Annotated in this window: 19 protein-coding genes and 2 tRNA genes; all 21 read right to left on the bottom strand. The window is 36.1% G+C overall.

The annotated features are described in order from the left end of the window. Position 1 precedes the first annotated feature (1 nt). On the bottom strand, positions 2–1,399 hold the full coding sequence (gene pabB / locus AC0ONG_RS26625; RefSeq protein ID WP_001189711.1) for an aminodeoxychorismate synthase, component I: 1,398 nt from the start codon (positions 1,397–1,399) through the stop codon (positions 2–4). 222 nt (positions 1,400–1,621) lie between these two features. After that, the gene (gene cysK / locus AC0ONG_RS26620) at positions 1,622–2,545 is read right to left on the bottom strand and encodes a cysteine synthase A (RefSeq protein ID WP_001261716.1); all 924 of its coding nucleotides are present in this window, start codon (positions 2,543–2,545) and stop codon (positions 1,622–1,624) included. A 104-nt stretch (positions 2,546–2,649) separates the two neighbouring features. Beyond that, positions 2,650–3,525: a redox-regulated molecular chaperone HslO gene (gene hslO / locus AC0ONG_RS26615; RefSeq protein WP_000656369.1), complete on the bottom strand. Its 876-nt coding sequence runs from the start codon at positions 3,523–3,525 to the stop codon at positions 2,650–2,652. Between the two features lie 6 nt (positions 3,526–3,531). Beyond that, a complete protein-coding gene (locus tag AC0ONG_RS26610; RefSeq protein WP_000578366.1) occupies positions 3,532–4,320 on the bottom strand; it encodes a type III pantothenate kinase in 789 nt (262 codons plus the stop codon). A gap of 244 nt (positions 4,321–4,564) precedes the next feature. After that, positions 4,565–6,466, bottom strand: coding sequence for an ATP-dependent zinc metalloprotease FtsH (gene ftsH / locus AC0ONG_RS26605; protein WP_001079668.1), 1,902 nt, complete (start codon positions 6,464–6,466; stop codon positions 4,565–4,567). A gap of 85 nt (positions 6,467–6,551) precedes the next feature. Further along, positions 6,552–7,094: a hypoxanthine phosphoribosyltransferase gene (hpt, locus tag AC0ONG_RS26600; RefSeq protein WP_000981846.1), complete on the bottom strand. Its 543-nt coding sequence runs from the start codon at positions 7,092–7,094 to the stop codon at positions 6,552–6,554. Beyond that, a complete protein-coding gene (gene tilS / locus AC0ONG_RS26595) occupies positions 7,091–8,521 on the bottom strand; it encodes a tRNA lysidine(34) synthetase TilS (RefSeq protein WP_000655456.1) in 1,431 nt (476 codons plus the stop codon). The genes hpt and tilS overlap by 4 nt, the downstream gene beginning before the upstream one ends. Positions 8,522–8,751: 230 nt before the next feature. Continuing rightward, positions 8,752–11,223 (bottom strand): stage II sporulation protein E, encoded by a 2,472-nt coding sequence (gene spoIIE / locus AC0ONG_RS26590; protein ID WP_001123551.1) that lies wholly within the window; start codon positions 11,221–11,223, stop codon positions 8,752–8,754. A 258-nt stretch (positions 11,224–11,481) separates the two neighbouring features. Further along, positions 11,482–11,553 (bottom strand) — tRNA-Glu (locus AC0ONG_RS26585). 13 nt (positions 11,554–11,566) lie between these two features. After that, positions 11,567–11,640: transfer RNA gene (locus AC0ONG_RS26580), tRNA-Met, on the bottom strand. A 159-nt stretch (positions 11,641–11,799) separates the two neighbouring features. After that, the gene (locus AC0ONG_RS26575) at positions 11,800–12,285 is read right to left on the bottom strand and encodes a S1 domain-containing RNA-binding protein (RefSeq protein ID WP_000021451.1); all 486 of its coding nucleotides are present in this window, start codon (positions 12,283–12,285) and stop codon (positions 11,800–11,802) included. A gap of 87 nt (positions 12,286–12,372) precedes the next feature. Further along, a complete protein-coding gene (gene divIC, locus AC0ONG_RS26570; protein WP_001208739.1) occupies positions 12,373–12,732 on the bottom strand; it encodes a cell division protein DivIC in 360 nt (119 codons plus the stop codon). Beyond that, the gene (gene yabQ / locus AC0ONG_RS26565) at positions 12,729–13,382 is read right to left on the bottom strand and encodes a spore cortex biosynthesis protein YabQ (protein WP_000059770.1); all 654 of its coding nucleotides are present in this window, start codon (positions 13,380–13,382) and stop codon (positions 12,729–12,731) included. Before yabQ ends, divIC begins: the two co-directional genes overlap by 4 nt. Further along, complete coding sequence (gene yabP, locus AC0ONG_RS26560; RefSeq protein ID WP_001059105.1) at positions 13,379–13,687, bottom strand: sporulation protein YabP; 309 nt, start codon at positions 13,685–13,687, stop codon at positions 13,379–13,381. The genes yabQ and yabP overlap by 4 nt, the downstream gene beginning before the upstream one ends. 58 nt (positions 13,688–13,745) lie before the next feature. Further along, complete coding sequence (locus tag AC0ONG_RS26555) at positions 13,746–14,021, bottom strand: RNA-binding S4 domain-containing protein (protein WP_001234876.1); 276 nt, start codon at positions 14,019–14,021, stop codon at positions 13,746–13,748. 14 nt (positions 14,022–14,035) lie between these two features. Further along, positions 14,036–15,496 (bottom strand): bifunctional methyltransferase/pyrophosphohydrolase YabN, encoded by a 1,461-nt coding sequence (yabN, locus tag AC0ONG_RS26550; RefSeq protein ID WP_103623501.1) that lies wholly within the window; start codon positions 15,494–15,496, stop codon positions 14,036–14,038. Positions 15,497–15,508: 12 nt separating this feature from the next. Further along, positions 15,509–17,110 (bottom strand): putative polysaccharide biosynthesis protein, encoded by a 1,602-nt coding sequence (locus AC0ONG_RS26545; protein ID WP_000387575.1) that lies wholly within the window; start codon positions 17,108–17,110, stop codon positions 15,509–15,511. Between the two features lie 230 nt (positions 17,111–17,340). Further along, complete coding sequence (spoVT, locus tag AC0ONG_RS26540; protein WP_000648306.1) at positions 17,341–17,877, bottom strand: stage V sporulation protein T; 537 nt, start codon at positions 17,875–17,877, stop codon at positions 17,341–17,343. A gap of 136 nt (positions 17,878–18,013) precedes the next feature. After that, positions 18,014–21,544 carry a transcription-repair coupling factor gene (gene mfd / locus AC0ONG_RS26535; RefSeq protein WP_000579721.1) on the bottom strand — a complete coding sequence of 1,177 codons (3,531 nt, stop codon included), beginning with the start codon at positions 21,542–21,544 and terminating at the stop codon, positions 18,014–18,016. A gap of 105 nt (positions 21,545–21,649) precedes the next feature. Beyond that, a complete protein-coding gene (locus AC0ONG_RS26530; protein ID WP_000399438.1) occupies positions 21,650–21,874 on the bottom strand; it encodes an anti-sigma-F factor Fin family protein in 225 nt (74 codons plus the stop codon). 70 nt (positions 21,875–21,944) lie between these two features. Then, complete coding sequence (gene pth, locus AC0ONG_RS26525; RefSeq protein ID WP_014894852.1) at positions 21,945–22,505, bottom strand: aminoacyl-tRNA hydrolase; 561 nt, start codon at positions 22,503–22,505, stop codon at positions 21,945–21,947. Between the last annotated feature and the right edge of the window lie 11 nt (positions 22,506–22,516).

Here is a 22,516-nt window from a genome sequence, read left to right as displayed (position 1 = left end):
CTCACCTAACCGTTTCTTCGCTACTTTCTTTTGCACGCCATAAAGCAATTGCCTTTTTTAACGACTCTTTATATTCATTTTTCGGATTTGAATCAATTACAATTCCCGCTCCAGCTTGCACATGTGCTTGCCCATCTTTCGCAAGAAGCGTTCTAATGACAATATTTAATTCCGTATCTCCAGAATAACCAATCCAACCAATTGAACCTGTATAAATCCCTCGACGAACAGGCTCTAATTCTTCTATAATCTCCATCGTACGTATTTTCGGTGCACCAGTAATTGTTCCACCAGGAAATACAGCTTTCACTAAATCGAAAGCATCCTTATCTTCTTCCACCTCACCACGCACATTGGAAACGATATGCATAACATGTGAGTACTTTTCAATTACCATAAATTCATCGACTTCTACAGTACCATATTTACAAACACGTCCTAAATCATTTCGCTCTAAATCTACAAGCATCACATGCTCTGCTCGTTCCTTTTCGTTCTCAATTAATTCCCTTGCTAAGTCTTGATCCTCTTGTTCATTTGCACCTCGGGATCTTGTACCTGCAATTGGTCGTGTACTTACTTCTTGCCCTTGTTTTTTAATCAGCAATTCAGGCGAAGCACTAACAATTTGAAAATCCCCAAGCTCTAAGTAACCCATATATGGAGATGGATTAATTTTACGAAGACTTGTATAAATTTCTAGTGGATGCGTTTGTAAAGTTCTTTCCTGTCTTGTCGACAAGTTTACTTGAAACACATCACCATTTCCAATATACTCTTGAATACATTCAACAGCCTTCATAAAGCCTGCTTCTGTAAAGGCAACCGCTTCATTTTTCTTTTTAGGACGTTCAAACGGCATAGTCACTTCAGGCACTTCTGCCGTCCAAAGATCCTTCCATTCATTTAAACGTTCTTCCGCTTCTGCATGCTTATCTACATAATGTGTAATAATCCACAATACCTTTTCTTTTTGATCATAGACAAACACATCATCAAATAATAAAAAGTATATATCGGGTATATTCAGATCATCCTCTGCAAGAGAAGGGAGTTTTTCAATATAACGGATACAATCATAACTAAAGTAGCCCATTGCACCACCTTGAAAAGGTGGGTACTCTGGATTGTAGTCTGTTTTCCATTTCTCCATATATTCTTGCATTAAATCTAATGGATTCCCTTTTTTTATTGTTTCCTTACCACTTTCACTTATATGTAACTTTACACCCTTTCCTTGGATTACCGCTACCGGGTTTAAACCCACTATGTTATAACGACCGCCACGTCCACTTTCCAGCAAAATATGTTGCGGCTTATCCTGAGAAAGAAATTTATATTGCTTAAAGAAATCTAACTGATATGGAATAGAAAGCGCTAAAGATTTTCTTCGTTGCATATCAACACCCCGTCTTCTTTTATCCCACCCTCTTAGATGAACCACCTCAAACTACATAAGTTATTTATATAGAGATTGATTATACTCGAAGGCTAGTGAAAATAATTTAATTATACTACCTCTTATTTTACATGAAGTTTTCTAGTCATTCACTCTTTTCCTATTTCCAATCCAAAAAGAAAAAGCATCCTTTTTCAAGGATGCTTTTTCAATCGCATTTAATTATGATTCAAATTGATAAAGTGGTGTACTTAAATAACGTTCACCGTTACTTGGAATAATAACGAGTACCTTTTTCCCTTTACCTAACTTTTTCGCAACTTCTGTTGCTGCATAAATAACTGCTCCTGAAGAGATACCAACTAAAATACCTTCTTCTTTAGCCACTCTTCTCGCATATTCAAATGCTTGCTCTGTTTTCACTTGAATAATTTCATCATATACTTCTACATCCAATGTCTCTGGGACAAATCCCGCCCCAATTCCTTGGATTTTATGTGGACCTGGTTTCCCACCAGATAACACTGGTGAATCCGCAGGTTCTACTGCATAAATTTTAATACCTTCATATGCTTCCTTCAGCACTTCACCAGCACCAGTAATTGTTCCACCTGTACCAATACCTGCAATAAACGCATCTAATTGATCACCCATTTGTTCAACAATTTCTGGACCTGTTGTTAAACGGTGAATTTGTGGATTCGATTGATTTTGGAACTGTTGCGGTATAAAGTAACCATGCTCTTTTGCTAATTCAGTTGCTTTACGAATTGCTCCACCCATCCCTTCAGGACCTGGAGTCAATACTAATTCAGCACCGTAAGCACGTAATAAATTACGACGCTCAATACTCATTGTTTCTGGCATTACTAAAATTGCATTATATCCTTTAGCAGCCGCTACCATCGCTAAACCAATACCTGTGTTACCACTTGTTGGTTCAATGATTGTATCGCCCTCTTTTAACAATCCCTTTTTTTCAGCATCTTCAATCATAGCTAGTGCAATACGATCTTTAACGCTACTCCCCGGATTCATAAATTCTAGTTTTAAGTATATATCTGCGCTGTCTGATTCTACGATGCGGTTCAACTTAACGATCGGCGTTTTCCCGATTAATTCTGAAACTGATTGTGCCACTCGCATTCCTGTCACTCCTAACACCGAGTATTTTTATTGGTTTTATCTATATTTAGATTTTGTCAGAAAATTCCCTGTTTGTCAATCTATTCGGAGGGTTAATCCCCTTATTACAAATTCTCAATTAAATTTGTAATATCTTCTTTAGAGAACTTGTAACGTTCATTACAGAAATGGCAATGAACTTCTGTCTCTTCTTCTTCTTCACGAATTTGCTCTAACTCTGTTTTACCTAAACTAATTAACACACTCTCAATACGCTCACGTGAACACGTACAATTAAATTGAACATCCATTGTTTCTAATACTTTTACTTTATCTTCTCCAAGGACTGCATATAGTAGCTCTTCTGGAGAAAGGCCTCGTTCAATCAATGTTGATACAGGCGGGATTTTTTGCAAACGATCTTCAATGAATGAAATTGTTTCTTCCTGTGCGCCCGGCATAATTTGAAGGATAAATCCACCCGCCGCTAATACGCTGTCATCTCCATTTACAAGGACACCGACACCAACAGAAGAAGGCGTCTGCTCAGAAACTGCGAAATAATACGTGAAATCTTCCCCTAGTTCTCCCGAAACGATTGGGGATTGACCGATAAACGGCTCACGCATACCAATATCTTTAATTACTGTTACAAAACCTTCTGTACCTACCGCTTGATATACACGTAATTTCCCTTGTTCCGTTCCTTCAAAATCAACATGTGGATTCGTTACGTAGCCACGTACATCTCCATTTGCATGAGCATCCACTAAGATAGGGCCAATCGGACCATTACCTTCTACCTTAATCGTTAACTTTTGATCACCTTTTAACATCGCACCCATCATTGTACCTGCAGTTAAAGAACGACCAAGTGCCGCCGAAGCTGTCCTCCATGTATCATGACGTCTTTGTGCCTCACTTACTGTATTTGTTGTACGTACACTATACGCACGTACTTCTCCATCAAACGCTAACGCTTTTACTAAATAATCTTTCATACTTATTTATTCACCTTTCTCCTGCTGTAAATTTGCATTACGCTCATATAACATATACAAGCCTTTTAACGTTAAAAATGGATCTACAATATCAATTACATTCGATTCCTCTGAAATTAATTTCGCCAATCCACCTGTTGCAATAACTTTCGGTTCTTGTTTAGCTTCCTCTTTCATACGCTTAACAATACCTTCCACTTGTCCTACATAACCATAAAGAATACCTGATTGCATCGCACTTACTGTATTCTTCCCAACAACACTGCTCGGTTTTGTAATTTCAATACGAGGAAGTTTTGCCGCCCTACTATATAAAGCCTCTGCTGAAATCATAATTCCTGGCGTAATAACTCCACCCATATAATGCTTTTCTTCATTAATATAACAATATGTAGTAGCCGTACCAAAATCAACAATAATAAGTGGACTTCCATACAATTGGATTCCTGCTACTGCATTTACAATTCGATCTGCGCCTACTTCACGTGGATTTTCATATTTAATATTTAGCCCCGTTTTTATTCCAGGTCCTACTACAAGCGGTTTAATTTTAAAATACTTTTCACACATACGTTCTAAAGCGAACATAATTGGTGGTACGACTGAAGACACAATAATACCTTTCACATCTTCAAACGAGAGACCCTCATGATCAAGTAACTGTTTTACAAGCATTCCATATTCATCTTCTGTCTTATGACGATCTGTTTCCATGCGCCAATGCTGACGAAGTTCCCCCTCTTCAAACACGCCTAGTACAGCATTTGTGTTCCCTACATCCAATACAAAAATCATATTCTCACCACTTATCTTATTTAATCTATATTTGTGTAGTATGTATAAAACTTATAAAAACATCATATCACACATACTTATATAATCAGCTTTCCTATCCTCATCATTTTACAAAAAGATTGCTCTCTATTTCAATTTTTAATACTAGTTTTACTTAAATTACTTTATCCACTAAGCCCTCAATAGTAATTAGCAAAAATCTTAACAAATAAAAAAGGAGTGACGATAGTCACTCCTTCATTTCTTACTTATCTTCTTTATCTTCATCGTCTTTCTTCATATTGATGTTTACTTTCACATCATCTGAAGATGTTGGACGCTCAGGTAATCTGCCATAATCATATAAATGATTAATTTGCTCTGCATCTAATGTTTCTACTTCAAGTAACGTTTTTGCGATAATATCAAGCTTATCTCGTTTTTCAGTAAGAATTTGTTTCGCACGAGCATAACAGTCTTTAATAATCGTTTGCATTTCCACATCAATTTCATGCGCAATTGCATCACTGTAGTTTTGTTCTGAATGGAAGTCTCTTCCTAAGAATACCTGACCACCTTGTGAGCTACCAAATTGCATCGGTCCAAGCTTATCACTCATACCGAATTCCGTAACCATACGTCTTGCAATACCAGTCGCACGTTGGAAGTCGTTGTGAGCACCTGTACTTGCTTCACCAAATACAATCTCCTCAGCTACTCGACCACCAAGTAAACCAGTGATTTTATCAAGTAACTCTGGCTTTGTCATGAAGTAACGATCTTCCTTCGGAAGCATTACCGCATATCCACCAGCTTGACCACGAGGGACAATTGTTACTTTATGAACGACATCAGCCTCATCAAGAACAACACCAATTACAGTGTGGCCTGCTTCATGGAAAGCAACGATATTACGTTCTTTTTCAGAGATAACACGACTTTTCTTAGCTGGACCTGCAATAACACGATCCGTTGCTTCATCGATATCACTCATATCAATTTTCTTCTTATCTCGACGTGCAGCTACTAAAGCAGCTTCGTTTAATAAGTTTTCAAGATCCGCACCAGAGAATCCTGGTGTACGAGTCGCAATTGCTCTTAAATTAATATGCTCATCAAGCGGTTTATTACGCGCATGTACTTTCAGTACAGCTTCACGGCCATTTACATCTGGACGATCTACTGTAATTTGACGGTCAAAACGACCTGGACGTAATAACGCTGGGTCAAGAATGTCTGGACGGTTTGTCGCAGCAATGATAATAATACCTTCGTTTGCACCGAATCCATCCATTTCAACAAGTAACTGATTCAATGTTTGCTCACGCTCATCATGACCACCACCAAGACCTGCGCCACGTTGACGACCTACTGCATCAATTTCATCAATGAAAATGATACAAGGAGCATTTTTCTTTGCATTTTCAAATAAATCACGTACACGTGATGCACCGACACCGACAAACATCTCTACAAAGTCAGAACCACTGATAGAGAAGAATGGAACGCCAGCCTCACCTGCAACAGCACGTGCTAATAAAGTTTTACCTGTACCTGGAGGTCCAACTAATAGGACACCCTTTGGAATACGGGCACCAACTTCAGAAAACTTACGAGGGTCTTTTAAGAATTCAACTACCTCAACAAGTTCTTGTTTCTCTTCATCCGCCCCAGCAACATCTCTGAAACGAACTTTTTTCTTTTCATCATTATATAACTTCGCCTTACTTTTCCCGAAGTTCATAACACGGCTACCGCCGCCTTGAGCTTGGTTTAATAAGAAGAAGAATAAAATGAAGATGATGACAAACGGAATGATTGAAGTAAAGAATGTTACCCAAGCACTTGTTTCTTCTGCTGGTTGATACTTAACTTCGGCACCTTTCGCTTTATCATTGATTTTCTTTTGTAATTCCTCAGTATTTGGTGCATAAGTAACAAATTGTTCTCCTTGGCTAGAGTTATTGAATTGTCCTTTTACCTCAAATACACCATTTTTCGGTTGAAGTTGCACATTACGCACTTCACCGCTTTCTAGTTTAGTAATGAATTTGTCGTAGCTAACTGATGTCGTTTTTTGTGTCGAACCATTAAAATAGCTCACGATTCCAATTACTACTAAGAATATCAGTAAATAAAAGATGGTATTACGGAAGATACGATTCATTCCTAACCTCCTCTCACGGCATAAACACTATAGTAAATCGTAACATAGAAAAACTTTCCTATACAATTGTAAAGCCTGTATTTAATTAATTTGAGTAAACGCTTGGTTTTAATACGCCTACATAAGGAAGATTACGGTACTGCTCTTTATAATCTAATCCATATCCTACTACAAATTCATGTGGAACAGTAAATCCAACATAATCCGCTTTCAGATCAACCTTACGGCCTGTTGGCTTATCTAATAATGTAACAATTTTTACAGACTTCGCTTTACGATATTTGAATAAGTCTACTAAGTAGCTTAGTGTAAGACCACTATCAATAATATCTTCGACGATTAAAATATCACGACCTTCTACAGAAGTATCAAGATCTTTTAAAATTTTCACTTCGCCTGTTGAAACTGTAGAGTGACCATAACTAGATACAGCCATAAAATCCATTTCAAGATATGTATCTGTTCTCTTTAATAAATCTGCCATAAATGGCATTGCGCCTTTTAATACACCAATTGCAAGGGGTACTGTGTTTTTATAATCCTCTGCAATAACTGCACCTAGTTCGCGCACCTTTTCTTGTATTTGTTCTTCAGAAATTAATACTTTTTCGATATCTTGATTCATCATTTCATTATCCTCCCGGAAGACTCCTTGCTTTTGTAGTGAATAATCATATATTTACCCTTCTTTGCCATCTCTTTCGAAATTGCAAATGCAGATCGCTTCAACAAGGGTACCCAAATAATGTTCCCACTTGCATCACAAACGACCGGCCATTCTTCCCTTTTTTCTTTTGGTACTTTCGCTTCGATAAAAATAGCTTTTATCTTTTTCGTGCCATCCATACCTTGTATTGACATGCGATCTCCATTTTCCCTAGAACGAATACGAAGTGGATATGATATATCATTATACTTAGCAACAAATACTGTTTCATTCATGTTACTTGGTATATCTTCGCTCACCTCTGTTACAAATTCATCCCCGTTCAATAGCGTAATGATCCCGGGTACTGATAAATCTTGCAAAAAAGGAGAGACAATTTCTTGTTTAAATCTAAAGCTACACTCCTCGTATGTACGAACAATTTTCAAATCACCTGGAAAATCAAGTGAACCTGAAGGTTGTGTCCGCTTAAAAAACTCAATCACCTTGTCAATATGTATAGAAGAAAGAGAAGATGGAATCTTATATTCATAAAGATAGTTTAATATTAGTTGAATCCCTCTTCTTTGTAAAGGCATAGACATGGATTCAAAGGCAGGAATTGATAAGCTAATTTGTTTATCACTTTTTTTTGTAATTACTTTATTCATTTTCTCAAAAGCTAATTCCTGCAAATAAGCCTCATCCTCTTGCATCTGCACGCTAAATTTTTGGAATTTCTCATGCATTTGTGGATTTTCTTCTTTTAAGTGAGGAAGGACATATTTACGTAATCGATTCCTTGTATATACTTCCTTTTTATTACTCGGATCTATACGTGGAATTAAATTTAGCTTATTACAGTAATCAACAATTTCTTCCTTCGTTACCCCAAGTAACGGCCTAATTAAATATCCATTATGAAAAGGACGCTTCACTGCAATTCCTGCATATCCTTTCGGAGTACTCCCTCTTACAAGACGCATTAAAATCGTCTCTACTTGATCATCTCCATGATGTCCAAGAGCAACATATCTTGCATCATATTTCTTCATTATTCTTTCCAAAAATGCATATCTGCATTCCCTAGCAGCAACCTGTGCATTCATCCCGTATTGCTGTTGATATTGTGATACATTAATTCTTATCGTTTCACAAATAATTCCCAGTTCTTCACAAAGGTCCTGCACAAACTGTAAATCCTCATGAGATTCATCACCTCTAAACATATGATCCACATGAGCTACTACAATTTCCAACTGTTTTTCCGCTCTTTTTTCTAATAAATAATATAAAAGGGCTAACGAGTCAGGACCACCAGAAACTCCCACAACAATTGTTGAATCATTCTTTAATACATCATGCTGCTTTACAAAGTCATCTACTTTTTCAACAAATGTATCTTTCAACTTCGCAATCACCTTTCATTAAACAAGAACAGCAACATTAGTCGCCTTGTCTATAATGGTACAACTTTTACAAACATTGTGCAAAAAAAAGATATACAAAAATTACATTTTTATCTTACATCCTCCGTCTGTATTCACAAAATCAATAGCATTACCTTTTCCCACAAAAAAACCTAGGTATTCGCCTAGGTTTTTAAAATCAAATTTTAGATAAACATTCCACTTACATTTTACTGCGCCTGCATGCCTACAATCGGAATCGTAGCCCACTTCGGCATATTTTTCTTCACTTTTGCCACTACAATAGTCATATCATCATTTATATAACCATCACAAGAGCGAATCACTTCTTCCATAATGATATCAGCAATTTCTTGCGGGTCTTCGGTTTGCAATTCTTTAATTTTTCGTTTCATCCACAATTCATGATTCTCTACATGCTGCGCTCCCTCAAAAATCCCATCGCTCATCATAATAAGGATATCGCCCGTTTTTAATTGTTCACCCACCACATCAACTTCAACATCTTCGATGATTCCCATCGGCAAATTACTTGCTTCAATTTTCAAAATATTATTCGCGCGTTTAACAAAACTCGGCGTTGATCCGATCTTTAAAAACCTTGCACTCGCATCTCGCAAATCTACCATAGCTAAGTCTAATGTCGTAAACATCTCTTCCGTCGTTCTCAAAGAAAGAATTGAATTAATAGACTTAATCGCTATTTCTTCGTCAATACCGGATTGGAGTATTTTTTGTAATAATTTCACCGTTTCCTTACTTTCCATATGAGCTCTTTGCCCATTCCCCATACCATCACTAATCGCAAGTGCATATTTGCCAACACTTAAATCCATCATCGCATAAGAGTCACCCGAAACAAATCCACCGCCCTTTGCAGCTGTGGCCAATCCCGTATCAAGAGAATACGTCTTCGCCGAACCGAATGATATTAAACTGTGGCCATTCGGATAAGAAGACTTTTCTTCATGTTTAACGACAATATTTTCTTTAAGGATATCCGAAAGCATCGGTGCAACTAACTTTTCACATTCACCATGTTCATTAGATGCAACGGGAATCAACATTTCAATATCAATACTTCCTCTATCTAAACAATAAATATCAACATGCTCTACTTCGACACCAAAATCACGGAACGCTTGCATAATCTGTTCTTCCTGCACCTGATGATTTTCACGCTCTCGTTGTATCTCCTTAGCAAAATCCTCCATAACCTTTGATACACCTAATAGTTGCTCCGCAACTATTCTACGATTTTCCTTCATTTGTTTTCGTAATTTTTGTCCCTCATAGAAATGATCTAATTCACCCGCTACTAAATCCGTCACTTTTTTCCCTCTCACACAATGCTTGTCCCACTCACGAACTAATTTACGATTATGTTGCAGGGTTCCTTCTTCCGTTTCACTCATTATTTGTTTCATATAATCGTACGTTTTATCGAAATTCACTACCCAGCATTGATCCTTTTTAAAGCATGTTTGACATGTTTTCGCAGTAATTGTACTCAAAAACAAATCTGCTTCTGTCTCTTTATCTTCTTCCTCTACATACCCATATACAGAAAAGCTATTAGATAAAGCAGCAAATACATTTGCAAATTGGTTGATTTTGTTCGCTGTAACATCGCGCATCCTTCTTAAATATTGTTGTTGATCTTGCGAATGCTCTTGTGTACCTGGCATAAATTTAGCAATACGATCTAAAACAAGCTTTGGCGTTAATAAGAAGATAGCAATCGCTACGCCTGACTCAATTAAAGTCGTTACAATATTTGTCTGTTTGTCTACATATAATGTAATTAAGCTTGTCCCAATTAATAAACCTAAACTAACACCTAAACGCTTCCCTTCTTTTAACAACCCACCAAGCAATCCAGAAAAAGCAAGAAGGCTAAGCTGGGACAAGCTAGATACATTTGCTAAACTTAATATCAAACCTGTTACGACCCCCACTGTAGATCCTGTAGCAGCACCCGCAATAAATGCAAATACTAGTACTAAATACCGTGTAAAAATATGTTGAATAGAAGCATCATATACAAACCAATCTGTTGTACCCGTTAAAACAGATGCTAGTAATATAATCAAACAAACAATTTCTTCCGTCTCTAACGCCTGTTGTTTTCCTTTCCTTTCTACTAAAAGCGGAACACTTTGTAAAAATATCATAGTTAATACAAAACTAAGCCCAGCCTCAATGGTACTAACGAGTAAATCGTACATGGTGACAGTTTGTTGTGCAAAATATACAACAACTAAGTGTGCGGTTAATGCGGAGATAAATACTTGAAATGGAACAAGTCCAACGGTTTTACGTGTGAATCTACTAAAGAAGATATTATAAATGAAGAAAGTAAAGATAGATGCAAAAGTAAAAAACAAATTATCTATCGAGACTGAAAGAGCTCCTCCCATTAGAGCTAAAAATGCTAGCGGCATCTTATCCCGCTTCATAACATAAACAGCAGCAAAAAATGGTAGTGCAAACGGTAAGATATTTGTTAATATATATGCTCTTCCCAAAAGAAAACCAATAACAACAATAATAAATCCCCATCTAAAGAAAACTTGTTCAAATTTCATTCGCAACTTACTCGTCCACTTTATTCCTCCAAGCTGACTCTCATTCATTGCCAATGCACTTGTATTCATAGTATTCCTTCCTGCTTTAGGCATACTTTTAACACCACCTGCATAGTTTAATTACTGTCATTATAAAAGATGATTGTTGGGATTTTTGTCAAAACAACAGTTTTCACTTTTATAATCGTTCGACTTTTTATTCGAAATAACTCTACAGATATACACGGTATGTAAGTTATTTCGTTTTTTTAATTAAACATTCAGAAAATATAGGGTGATTTTGTAGAAGTGTTGTATATCTTAATCCATTTAACAAAAAAAGATCATGCAAATTTGCATGATCTTTTTAGATGACCCGTACGGGATTCGAACCCGTGTTACCGCCGTGAAAGGGCGGTGTCTTAACCACTTGACCAACGGGCCGTTAAATTAAATATAGCGGCGGAGGGGATCGAACCCCCGACCTCACGGGTATGAACCGTACGCTCTAGCCAGCTGAGCTACACCGCCATGTCGTCGTATTTAACGGACAATTAGTATCTTACATCAGATATTATTTAAAGTCAACATATCTTGAAAACTTTTTTAAAATATATTTTCACATATAAAAAAGTACCCTGAGCCATCACTCTGGGTACCTCTCTATATGTTAAAAACTAAACGGTCTTATTATCCGCGACGTGCGCCACGGCCACCACGTTTAGACTCTGTGTTACGCTTTAAAGAAGTTAAACGATCTTCGCTATCCTTTAAGAAGCGTGCCATCTTTTGCTCAAATGTTTCTTTTGGAGCTCGGTCGTTACCGCCACCGCGATTATCTCTGTTGAAAGAGCGATTATTACGTTGTGGACGTCCAGAACGTTGTTGATCACCACCGCGTTGGTATTCACCGCGTGGACGATCTCCTTCTGTTTTTTCACGTTCTTTCGCTTTTTTGATAGATAAACCAATCTTTCCATCTTTTTCAACATTAATAACTTTTACTTCTACTTGGTCGCCCACTTTTAAGTGATCGTTAATATCTTTTACATAGTTATCAGCAACTTCACTAATATGAACAAGACCAGTTAAGCCTTCTGGCAGCTCCACAAAAGCCCCAAAATTTGTAATACCTGTTACTTTACCCTGTAACTTGCTGCCTACCTCGATTGACATAAAAAAAATGCTCCTCCTTAGTGGTTAAAAAGTCAAATTTTACTTTATTATATATAATCCTAAAATATAGTGTCAATAAGACATACTCTACTTCGAAACAGGAAAAATTATCTCCCCTTTACCAGAGAAGAAATAATCCCTTCTAGCAATCTTTAATACGTACTCTTCATCATTTAACTTTTGAACTTCGTCTTTTAGACTTTTTTCTTTATTCGTTAATGAATCCAGTTCTTTTTTCATGTCCTTAACTTTTGCTTCTTTTGCTTTAATGGAACTGTTTTGTTGATAAAACGTTACACTAATACTCGCAATAATTGTAAAAGTAAAGACAAGAAAAACCGCTAAACGGCGATAAAGTCGCTTCCTGTTCTCATCCGTTTGTATTATATGCTCTTTAACAGGATTTGGACTCTGTTTTTCGATTGTTCTTTGTCTCAGTTCCCTCATTTCCGAGGTCCCCCTAACTTCTTTTTTATACGCTCCCATATTTGGAAGATATGTCCCTTCAATTTTGCTATATATTGCAGGAACCCTATATGTTTCACTATAAAAAGTTTAACACGATTAGGGAGAAGTTTCCATATGAGCGAAGCAATAAATCGAACAGGCCAGAAAAAAACTTTCCATATGAAAAGTAATATCCAAATCACCATTTTCCATAACACATGTCCAATTGAAAGCAGTATACGAAATAAGAATAATATAAATGCAATAAATAGCTGCGCTATAATAATAACAGGTTTTATCATGAGTAGCTGTATAATTCGAACAAAAAAATATGTTGTTTGCATAAAAATATAGATGAGAAAATTTAACAGCTTCATGTATAGTGCTTTCAGTAAGCTTTGATATGCCGCAAAACCACATAATAATGCCAAAAACACATATATACGTAACTCAGCTTCATTTACGAGAAGCAATACATAAAAGACAAATAATGCTTGGACAATCCAAAATAGTATATCATGTATAAATACAAGCCAACGTTTACGTTCTTGACGCTTTAAAAAACGTTGATATGTATCTAAAGATGCTCCAATCCAAGCACCCATTCCAATCATTGAAAGCATTGTATACAACTGAATTGTTAAGCTCATTTAAACAACTTACTAAAGAAACCTTTAGTTTTTTCTCCTTGATTTTCATCAATATACAGCATCTCATGAACTTTCCCTTTAATCGACACAATACCTTTTTCTACATCTAAATTTTTCATTTGTAAATTTTGACCACGAATCGTTAAAAAACCCATTACGGTTTCGAGTAAAAACTCTTCGCTATCAAAACTCTCTACCTGCTTCACACCAGTAATATCAATTACACGCCTTCCACGCATAATAATATCATGCTCCACAGAAACATTTTGTTGATTAGAAGACGTAGGTGAGTAACCATTATTCACGTAAATCCCCCCATAGGTTTTTACTAGCTAATAGTAATGTATGAGGGGATAAATGATTTTAGAACAAGCCTTCTTCCGCTTTTACTTTTTCTTCGCGAACTAAGCTATACATATTTGCTGCATCTTCTTTTTTAGTTGTTTCTTTCAATTCATTTATTTTTACAGTCACTATTTTTTGACCAAAACGAATTGTTAATTCATCAGCTACTTTCACATCCGAACTTGCTTTTGCCACTTGACCATTAATAGATATTCTTCCTTGATCAGCTACTTCTTTCGCTAATGTTCTTCTTTTAATTAAACGTGACACTTTTAAAAACTTATCTAGACGCATCTCAAATCCCCCTATTAACGCTCTGTTTGTTTCGCTTCTTCCCATAAAACATCTAACTGTTCTAATGATAAATCTTCCATCTCTTTATTCATTTCAGCTACTTTTGCCTCCATGTATAAAAAACGACCAGTAAATTTCTCATTAGTTGAACGTAACGCCTCTTCTGGATCTATTTTATAATGACGAGCTATATTAACAAATGCAAATAGTAAATCACCAAACTCACCTAGCATCTTTTCCTCATCCATGTTTGTAACTTCTTGTTGGAACTCTTGCCATTCTTCCAAAGCTTTCTCTATCATAGGCTGCACATCAACCCAATCAAATCCAACCTTACCGGCTTTCTTCTGAATTTCATAGGCGCGTAGTAACTGCGGCAAACTTTTTGGAACGCCATTTAAAACAGATTCTTTCACGAATCCTTTTTCTTGTTTTTTAATTTCTTCCCAATTGGCAATCACTTCATCAGCATTGTTTACATCCGTATTTCCAAATACATGTGGATGGCGACGAACCATTTTCTCAGATAGAGTTCGAATGATATCATCTATAGAAAACCAACCTTCATCTTCTCCAATTTGAGCATGAAGCATAACTTGTAATAATATATCACCTAATTCTTCTACTAAGTGATCATCATCCTCTTCATCAATTGCTTCCAATACTTCATAAGCTTCCTCAATTAAATATTTCTTTAATGATTGATGTGTTTGCTTTTTATCCCACGGACAACCATTTGGGCCTCGAAGTTCTGCAATAATTTCTCTAAGTACATCGAACTGTTGATACAAGGATGCACGCTCCTGAACTGGCGGCACATACACACTCGTTAAATTATTCAATTCCGTTTCATGATCTAACATATACAACGGTACCTTCTTTACTTGTTCAAATGAAGTTCCTGCAGCTGTTACGATATACACTTCATAATCATCCGGCAACATCTCCATTAATGTTAATTTCACATCAGATGCAACGAATGCATCATATACTTGGCAAAAGATTAGATGTTGACGTAATTCTAATTGTCCTCTTTTAAATGATGTAGCGTCAAGTAATTGAAATCCTTCAATTGGATCAATCTTTAGGCTTGCAAACATAGGATCAAGGAAACTTTGTCCACCCTCAATTCGCACTTCAACATTTGAATCTTCACCTTTTTCCAACAGTAGCTGAACTGTTCTTTCTGCTACAAGCGGATGCCCTGGAACAGCATAGATAATTTCTGTACCTTCAGCTTGTTCTAGCAATTTATTCGCAATTGTTTCATATACAATTTCAAACGTATCATGCGCTTCATATACATCATCAAAAGCCGTATATTGTACGCCTTCTTTCTCCAATTCTTCTATAACTGGATGTTCCTTCGTCCTAACAAACAGATGATCTGCTTCTTTTATCTTTCGATATACACCCATCGTTAGATGATCTAATTCACCAGCACCTAAACCTAAAATAGTAATGATTCCACTCACAATCTGTCACCTCTATCCACTCTTCTTCAATGAACCTTCTTTTTTCTCTTGTTTCATAACGGTTCCTAATTCTTTTTTTGTAAATACACGTAATTTCAAAATTAAAAACATATATGTCAATCCGCCGACAACTACACCTAGCAACGCTTCAAGCGTCGCGATTCCTCTATGTTCCGTATCAATTACTAATCCAGACACCTGCAACACACGTGTGAACATCATTAATACAAATCCCATACAGATACCACTAATCACTACACCTAACATATTTCGCTTATTGATAAGCGATCCTGATACAGCTCTCATAAGCAACAAACTATTTAGCCCAGAAATTATAATTAACGCACACAAAGTCGCAAAGGCTGCCCCTTTCACACCAAAATAAGGCATAAATATATAATTTAACGCTAACTTTAAGCAACCTCCAAATACAACAAATAATGCTGGCTTAAATGTTTGTCCCAACCCTTGTAAAATAGAAGCCGTCGTAATTGACAACGAGCTAAATAAAATAGATAAAGATAAAATAGATAAAACATCTGATCCATCACTATTTTCAAACAACATAATATTCGTAGGTTGAATAATACAAGTTAGTCCAATAGCTGCTGCAAGTCCAATAACAAGTGTTATTTTCATTGCTAACTTTACCTTTTCTTGAATAAAGGAAAGATCTCCTCTTTCCTTCGCCGCTGTAATAATTGGAATAAGTGACAACGAGAAAGAAGTCGTCACAACAGTACCTAATTGCATTAGCGGAATACTTCTATCATAAACACCCTTTAATACCTTTGCACTTTCAACCTGTTCTCCCGCACCAATAAGTAAGGTGTACAAGGATATTGAATCTGCCATCTGTATAAAAATAAGCACTAAATTACTAACACAAATCGCTAACCCCTGCCAAAAAAGGATTTTAATTATCCTCCTTTTGCCCTTAATTCTCGCTACACTTTTGAAAAATATAGAACGAAAATCTCGACGCATATACAACATAAGTACAATAATCCCAATAAGTCCACCCGCAATTGAGCCTAACATAGCCCCTGCACCAACTGTATATAAATCAAATCCGTGAGCAATTAGGAATAGCGATAAAAATACAATAATAGAAACTCGAATTGTTTGTTCTATTACTTGCGAAACAGCTGTTGGCATCATATTATTGAAGCCTTGAAAATACCCTCTTGCTACAGACAAAAACGGCATCAATAAGAATGAAAATGAAATAACACGTAGTAACTTATCTAAGTATATATCGCCCATAGCTATCGCAATTGTTTTGGCCCCAAAAAACAATGTAAAGAAGCCTATAAAACCAATTCCCAATAAAAACCAAAAAGATACACAAATAATTTCTTCTGCTTCTTTTTGTTTTCCCCGCTCTAGTCGTTCTGCAACCATTTTCGAAATGATAATAGGAAACCCATAAGTAGCTAAAATTAAACAAAATCCATAAAACGGGTAAATTTGTTGATAAATATAAAAACCAATATCACCCGCTATATTTTGATATGGAATACGGTAAAAAGCGCTTAATACTTTTGTAACAAAACTTGCAATCGTTAATATAATAGCCCCGCGCCAAAAGGCTTGATACTTCTTCGCTTCCATATAAGAAAACTCCTTTTTCTATTCTCACCTCTCGTATTATATCATAAAGAAATGAACAAGCTGCCTTACCACCACGGGTAATAATAGGTTCCTGCACCGTTAAAAATACTCAACGAAAAAAGGTAGCAAAGCGCTACCTTTATTCAATATACATATATCTCCAAATAATTGATTTCTCAAAAAGAAAGATCATAATTAGGAAAAATTGCTACTTCTAAAATTATACACCCTTACTGTTCCATTTGTTTCGCTAAGAAACTGGCAGCAGTATTAACCGCTTTATGCTCGATTTCGCTTATAATAGCTTCTTTCGAAAAAATAATGACAGCTCCAATCGGGTCTCCGTTTGCAACAATCGGTCCAACTGTATAAGAATGAACCTTTTCTGTTACACCATCGATAATGGAAATATCACTTTCGTCCGTCATAATAACAGACTTTCGTTCTTCCATCGTTTTTTCGATTAAATCGCCAACACTTTTATTTAAGTATTCTTTTTTCGATACGCCTGATACTGCGATGATAGAATCTCGATCACAGACAAGCACATTATGTCCTAAGCTGTCATATAAAGCCTCAGCATATTCTTTTGCAAAATCACCTAGTTCACTAATTGGAGAATACTTCTTTAAAATTACCTCTCCATCGCGATCAACAAATATTTCTAGTGGGTCTCCTTCTCGAATACGTAAAGTTCTACGAATTTCCTTCGGGATTACTACCCTGCCTAAATCATCAATTCGACGTACGATTCCAGTTGCTTTCATTCTAATGCTGCCTCACTTTCTACTGATGATCAAAGTGGTGAATTTACCTGTTCATGTAAAAATCACCAACTGTTAGACATAGTATTTTACACATTAGTTCTTCTATGCACGTCGAATTGTATTTTTTTATCTTATTTTAGGCATTTATTACTTCTTTTTTTACATCTGGTAAGCCTTTTAATAAATTTTCAGCAATTGTTAACCACTTCGATGTCTCTAAACCATTTGTTTTCATAACAATTTTCAATTGTGATCCTTCCATTCCTAAACCGATCATACGTCCAAAACTATTTCCAAGCATGAATAATTTTCCACCATCAATATTTTGACTTGCTTGTTCAGAAAACAGGAATGTTACTTCAAATTTATTCTGTTTAATTAACTCAATTTGTTCTTTCATTGCCAACACTTTGATATTTGCAATTTGTAATAAATAACCGACTTCTTGTGGATAATCACCGAATCTATCGATCATTTCTTCCTGCAATTCTTCAATATCCTCAATTGCAGAAACACCTCTAAATTGTTTATACATCATAATTTTTTGCTTACTATCTGAAATATAAGCATCTGGTAAGTATGCATCTACCTCTAAGTCAATTTCAACATTAACTGTATTTTCAGCCCCATCTGTTCCTCTACGCTGTTCAATTGCATCTTTTAACATTTGAGAATATAGATCAAATCCGACAGAATCAATAAATCCATGCTGCTCTGCCCCTAACAAATTACCTGCTCCACGAATAGATAAATCTCTCATCGCAATTTTGAAACCAGATCCAAGTTCCGTGAACTCTTTAATTGCTTGCAGACGCTTCTCTGCAACCTCTGACAGCACTTTGTCACGTTTATAGGCAAAGTATGCATATGCAACACGATTAGAACGTCCAACACGCCCACGAAGCTGATACAACTGTGATAATCCCATACGATCTGCATCAAATACAATTAACGTATTTACATTCGGAATATCTACACCCGTCTCAATAATTGTTGTACTTACAAGAACATCATGCTGTCCTTCTAAAAATGATAGCATAACAGACTCTAATTCACTTTCGTTCATTTTCCCATGTGCGTATGTTACACGGGCATCTGGAACTAACATCGAAATTTCATCTGCTTTTCTTTCAATATCCTCTACACGGTTATATAGGAAGTAAATTTGACCGCCTCTTGCAAGCTCTCGCTCTATCGCCTCTCGCATTAATGCTGGATTATACTCTACTACATACGTTTGGACTGGGAAACGATTTTCTGGCGGTGTCTCAATAACAGATAAGTCGCGCACACCAAGCATAGACATATGAAGCGTCCGTGGAATCGGAGTTGCCGTTAATGTTAATACGTCAACATTCGCCTTCAATTGTTTAATTTTCTCTTTATGCGTCACACCAAATCTTTGTTCTTCATCAATAATAAGAAGCCCTAAATCTTTATAAGTAACATCTTTAGATAAAATACGATGTGTTCCGATTACAATATCTATTGTGCCATCCTTTAAACCCTTAATCGTTTCATTTTGTTGTTTTCTCGTACGGAATCTACTTAATAATCCTATATTGATTGGATAATCTTGAAAACGCTCTCGAATTGTTTCATAGTGTTGCTGCGCAAGAATCGTTGTCGGTACTAAAATTGCAACTTGTTTTTCATCCATAATTGCTTTAAATGCCGCACGAATAGCCACTTCAGTCTTTCCATACCCTACATCACCACAAAGGAGCCTATCCATCGGGCGTCCGCGTTCCATATCTTTTTTAATCTCGTCAATAGAACGTAACTGATCCTCTGTCTCTTGATATGGGAAAGATGATTCGAACTCTTGTTGTTCTGCTGTATCTGGCGTATATGCATAGCCTTTTGAAGCTTCGCGTTCAGCATATAGTTTAATTAGGTCATCCGCAATGTCTTGTACAGATTTTTCAACTTTCGTTTTAACCTTCTTCCAATCATTACCGCCTAATTTGTAAACTTTTGGATCCTTACCTTCAGACCCTACATATTTTTGGACTTGATCAATTTGTTCAATTGGAACGTATAACTTATCATTACCTTGATATTTAATATTTAAATAATCTTTATGAACACCATTAATCTCTAATGTCTCAATACCTAAAAATTTACCTATACCATGATTTACATGAACTACATAATCTCCAACTTTTAATTCCGAATAACTTTTAATACGTTCAGCATTCGATAACTTTTGTTTACGTTGTGATTTTTTAACTTTCTTATGAAAAAGCTCCTTTTCAGTAATGACAACAAGCTTTTGCATCGGCATTTCAAATCCTGCATGTAAATCACCTACAGCAATTTGTAACCTTCCAGGCAATAAGATATCTGTACCTTCCACAATATCTGCCTCAATATCATAATCACTTAAAATATGTTGTAATTTTTTCACACGTTCATCATCTGTTCCAAGTACAACAGTCGTAAAATGCCCTTCATTCCATCTATCAATTTCTGTTTTTAACAAATTCATCTGTCCATGGAAATCTTGCATTGTTTTACATGTTACATTTACAATATTTTGCGGATGCGTGTGTGCAATATGACGCAAGAATAACGTTAAATATACAAAATTTCTTTTTTTATGATGAAGAAATCCCTCGAATGCGTGAGAGAAAGATAAATCTTGAATAATTGTTCCTTCACCAAGAAGTGATATATACCATTCCGCCTCTTCTGTTTCCAGATGTGATGCTGTTTCTTGAATACGGGAAATCTCATCTAAAATTACAACACCGTCTTCTGGTAAATAATCTATCAGACTAGCAGGTTCTTTATAGAAAATAGATAAGTATTTAAACATCTGTTCTATACTTTGCCCGTTTTTCAACATCTCAATTTCATGACTTACCGTCTCAAGTACTGTAGTCTTTAGTTTATCATCAGAAAGTTTTTGCATCGTCTTAGTCAAACCTTCTTCAAGATGCTGAATTCCTGATTTTAATTCTTCCTGTGAAAATAAAAACTCTGTTGCCGGACCAAACTTAACGCTTTCTTTTTTTCCTTGAGAACGCTGTTCATCCACATCAAATAATCGAATAGAATCGACTTCTGTATCGAAGAATTCAATACGAAATGGTAGTTCTTCAGTTAAAGGATAAATATCTAATATTCCCCCGCGCAAACTGAACTCCCCTGGAGCTTCTACCATCGACTTACGTTCATAGCCAATATGATGTAAAGTATGCAAGAGCGCATCTAAATCAATCTCTTGCCCTAGATTGATTTCAACTTGCTTTTGCTTCCACAATTCTTTTATTGGTAAAAATCTACGCAATCCTGCCACTGGAGCTACAATGATTCCATTCTCTCCAGCAGCCAAGCGATTTAACACTTCTATACGTTGCGCCTTCAATTCTGGACTTGCAACCCCAATTTCCGATGCTATAAGTTCATTCACTGGATATAGCCACACATCTTTTTCACCAAGTAACGCCACTAAATCTTCATGTACTTTTTGCGCTTGGTATAAGTTATGTGTCACGATTAATTGTGATTTTTTTGTTTTTTTATATAAAGCCGCCATTAATAATGAACGAGAAGACGTTGCCATCCCTGATATAAGTTGTTCCTTTAACCCATCTTCTAATCCATTAATAACTGATTGTATCTCTTTATTTTTATAAAATTGCTCTAATAAACCTATCATTTTTAAAACTCCTCTCAACATAAAGAGCAAGCCATTCTATTTTATGCAAATATTTCGGAAAAGGAAAACAGAAAAATGCTTTGGACATGCCAAAGCGACAACATTTTATTGCAGAAATTTTTCATATTCATAATACTCAGGATAAGATGCGAGCGTTTCTTGACACGATTCACAAATCGTTTTTATATATATATTTCCATTCTCATGAAAATGAATCATCTCTACTACTTCTTGCTCTGTTAGTTGAAATAAAACGTCGCTATATACTTTTTCTGCGTTAATGGAGCCTACATTACCTCCGCAGTGTCTGCAATAATAATACCCTTCCATACTAGCCTCCTAAAAATTAAATTACTACTAGTATGGGTAAAACAAAAAAGAAATATTCCTAATCTCATTTTTAACTATTGAAAGTATTCATGATTTGGAGAAAAGGCTTATTTAGCCACTCTTCACATGCATCCGCTGCTTTTTCAATAGAATGGTTAACATCCGGAATCTCTTCAGATGTAAAGCGTCCTAATACATAATCGACTACCTTCATTCCATTTTTCGGGCGATCAATTCCCATACGGATACGTTGAAATTCTTGTGTTCCTAGGTGTGAAATCATTGACTTTACACCATTATGTCCACCAGCACTACCTTTCATGCGAAGACGCAATTTACCTACAGGAATGTCTAAATCGTCGTACATAACAACGAAGTCCTCAACATCAATTTTATAATAATCCATGAGTGGACGAATACTTTCTCCAGATAAATTCATATATGTTAGCGGCTTTAATAAGATTACCTTTTCTCCATTAACAAAACCTGCACCAAATACACCTTTAAATTTTTGTTCATTCAAAGAAATGTTCCAACGCTTCGCAAGTTCATCAATGGCCATAAATCCAATATTATGCCTTGTTAATTCATATTCTCTACCTGGGTTCCCAAGTCCTACTATCAATTTCATTCTTGTACCAC

It is taken from the genome of Bacillus sp. TCT6 (genome assembly GCF_056033845.1).
The sequence above is the reverse complement of the archived record's forward strand: the minus strand, read 5'-3'. Positions and strand labels throughout refer to the sequence as shown.

What these genes read in the sequence shown, in the direction of transcription:
- pabB (WP_001189711.1), bottom strand. Translation starts at nt 1,399, where the DNA reads ATGCAACGAAGAAAATCTTTAGCGCTTTCTATTCCATATCAGTTAGAT.
- AC0ONG_RS26610 (WP_000578366.1), bottom strand. Translation starts at nt 4,320, where the DNA reads ATGATTTTTGTATTGGATGTAGGGAACACAAATGCTGTACTAGGCGTG.
- spoIIE (WP_001123551.1), bottom strand. Translation starts at nt 11,223, where the DNA reads ATGCCTAAAGCAGGAAGGAATACTATGAATACAAGTGCATTGGCAATG.
- hpt (WP_000981846.1), bottom strand. Translation starts at nt 7,094, where the DNA reads ATGATGAATCAAGATATCGAAAAAGTATTAATTTCTGAAGAACAAATA.
- AC0ONG_RS26530 (WP_000399438.1), bottom strand. Translation starts at nt 21,874, where the DNA reads ATGGAAGGGTATTATTATTGCAGACACTGCGGAGGTAATGTAGGCTCC.
- AC0ONG_RS26575 (WP_000021451.1), bottom strand. Translation starts at nt 12,285, where the DNA reads ATGTCAATCGAGGTAGGCAGCAAGTTACAGGGTAAAGTAACAGGTATT.
- divIC (WP_001208739.1), bottom strand. Translation starts at nt 12,732, where the DNA reads ATGAGGGAACTGAGACAAAGAACAATCGAAAAACAGAGTCCAAATCCT.
- spoVT (WP_000648306.1), bottom strand. Translation starts at nt 17,877, where the DNA reads ATGAAAGCAACTGGAATCGTACGTCGAATTGATGATTTAGGCAGGGTA.
- AC0ONG_RS26555 (WP_001234876.1), bottom strand. Translation starts at nt 14,021, where the DNA reads ATGCGTCTAGATAAGTTTTTAAAAGTGTCACGTTTAATTAAAAGAAGA.
- hslO (WP_000656369.1), bottom strand. Translation starts at nt 3,525, where the DNA reads ATGAAAGATTATTTAGTAAAAGCGTTAGCGTTTGATGGAGAAGTACGT.
- mfd (WP_000579721.1), bottom strand. Translation starts at nt 21,544, where the DNA reads ATGATAGGTTTATTAGAGCAATTTTATAAAAATAAAGAGATACAATCA.
- pth (WP_014894852.1), bottom strand. Translation starts at nt 22,505, where the DNA reads ATGAAATTGATAGTAGGACTTGGGAACCCAGGTAGAGAATATGAATTA.
- ftsH (WP_001079668.1), bottom strand. Translation starts at nt 6,466, where the DNA reads ATGAATCGTATCTTCCGTAATACCATCTTTTATTTACTGATATTCTTA.
- AC0ONG_RS26545 (WP_000387575.1), bottom strand. Translation starts at nt 17,110, where the DNA reads ATGGAAGCGAAGAAGTATCAAGCCTTTTGGCGCGGGGCTATTATATTA.
- cysK (WP_001261716.1), bottom strand. Translation starts at nt 2,545, where the DNA reads ATGCGAGTGGCACAATCAGTTTCAGAATTAATCGGGAAAACGCCGATC.
- yabQ (WP_000059770.1), bottom strand. Translation starts at nt 13,382, where the DNA reads ATGAGCTTAACAATTCAGTTGTATACAATGCTTTCAATGATTGGAATG.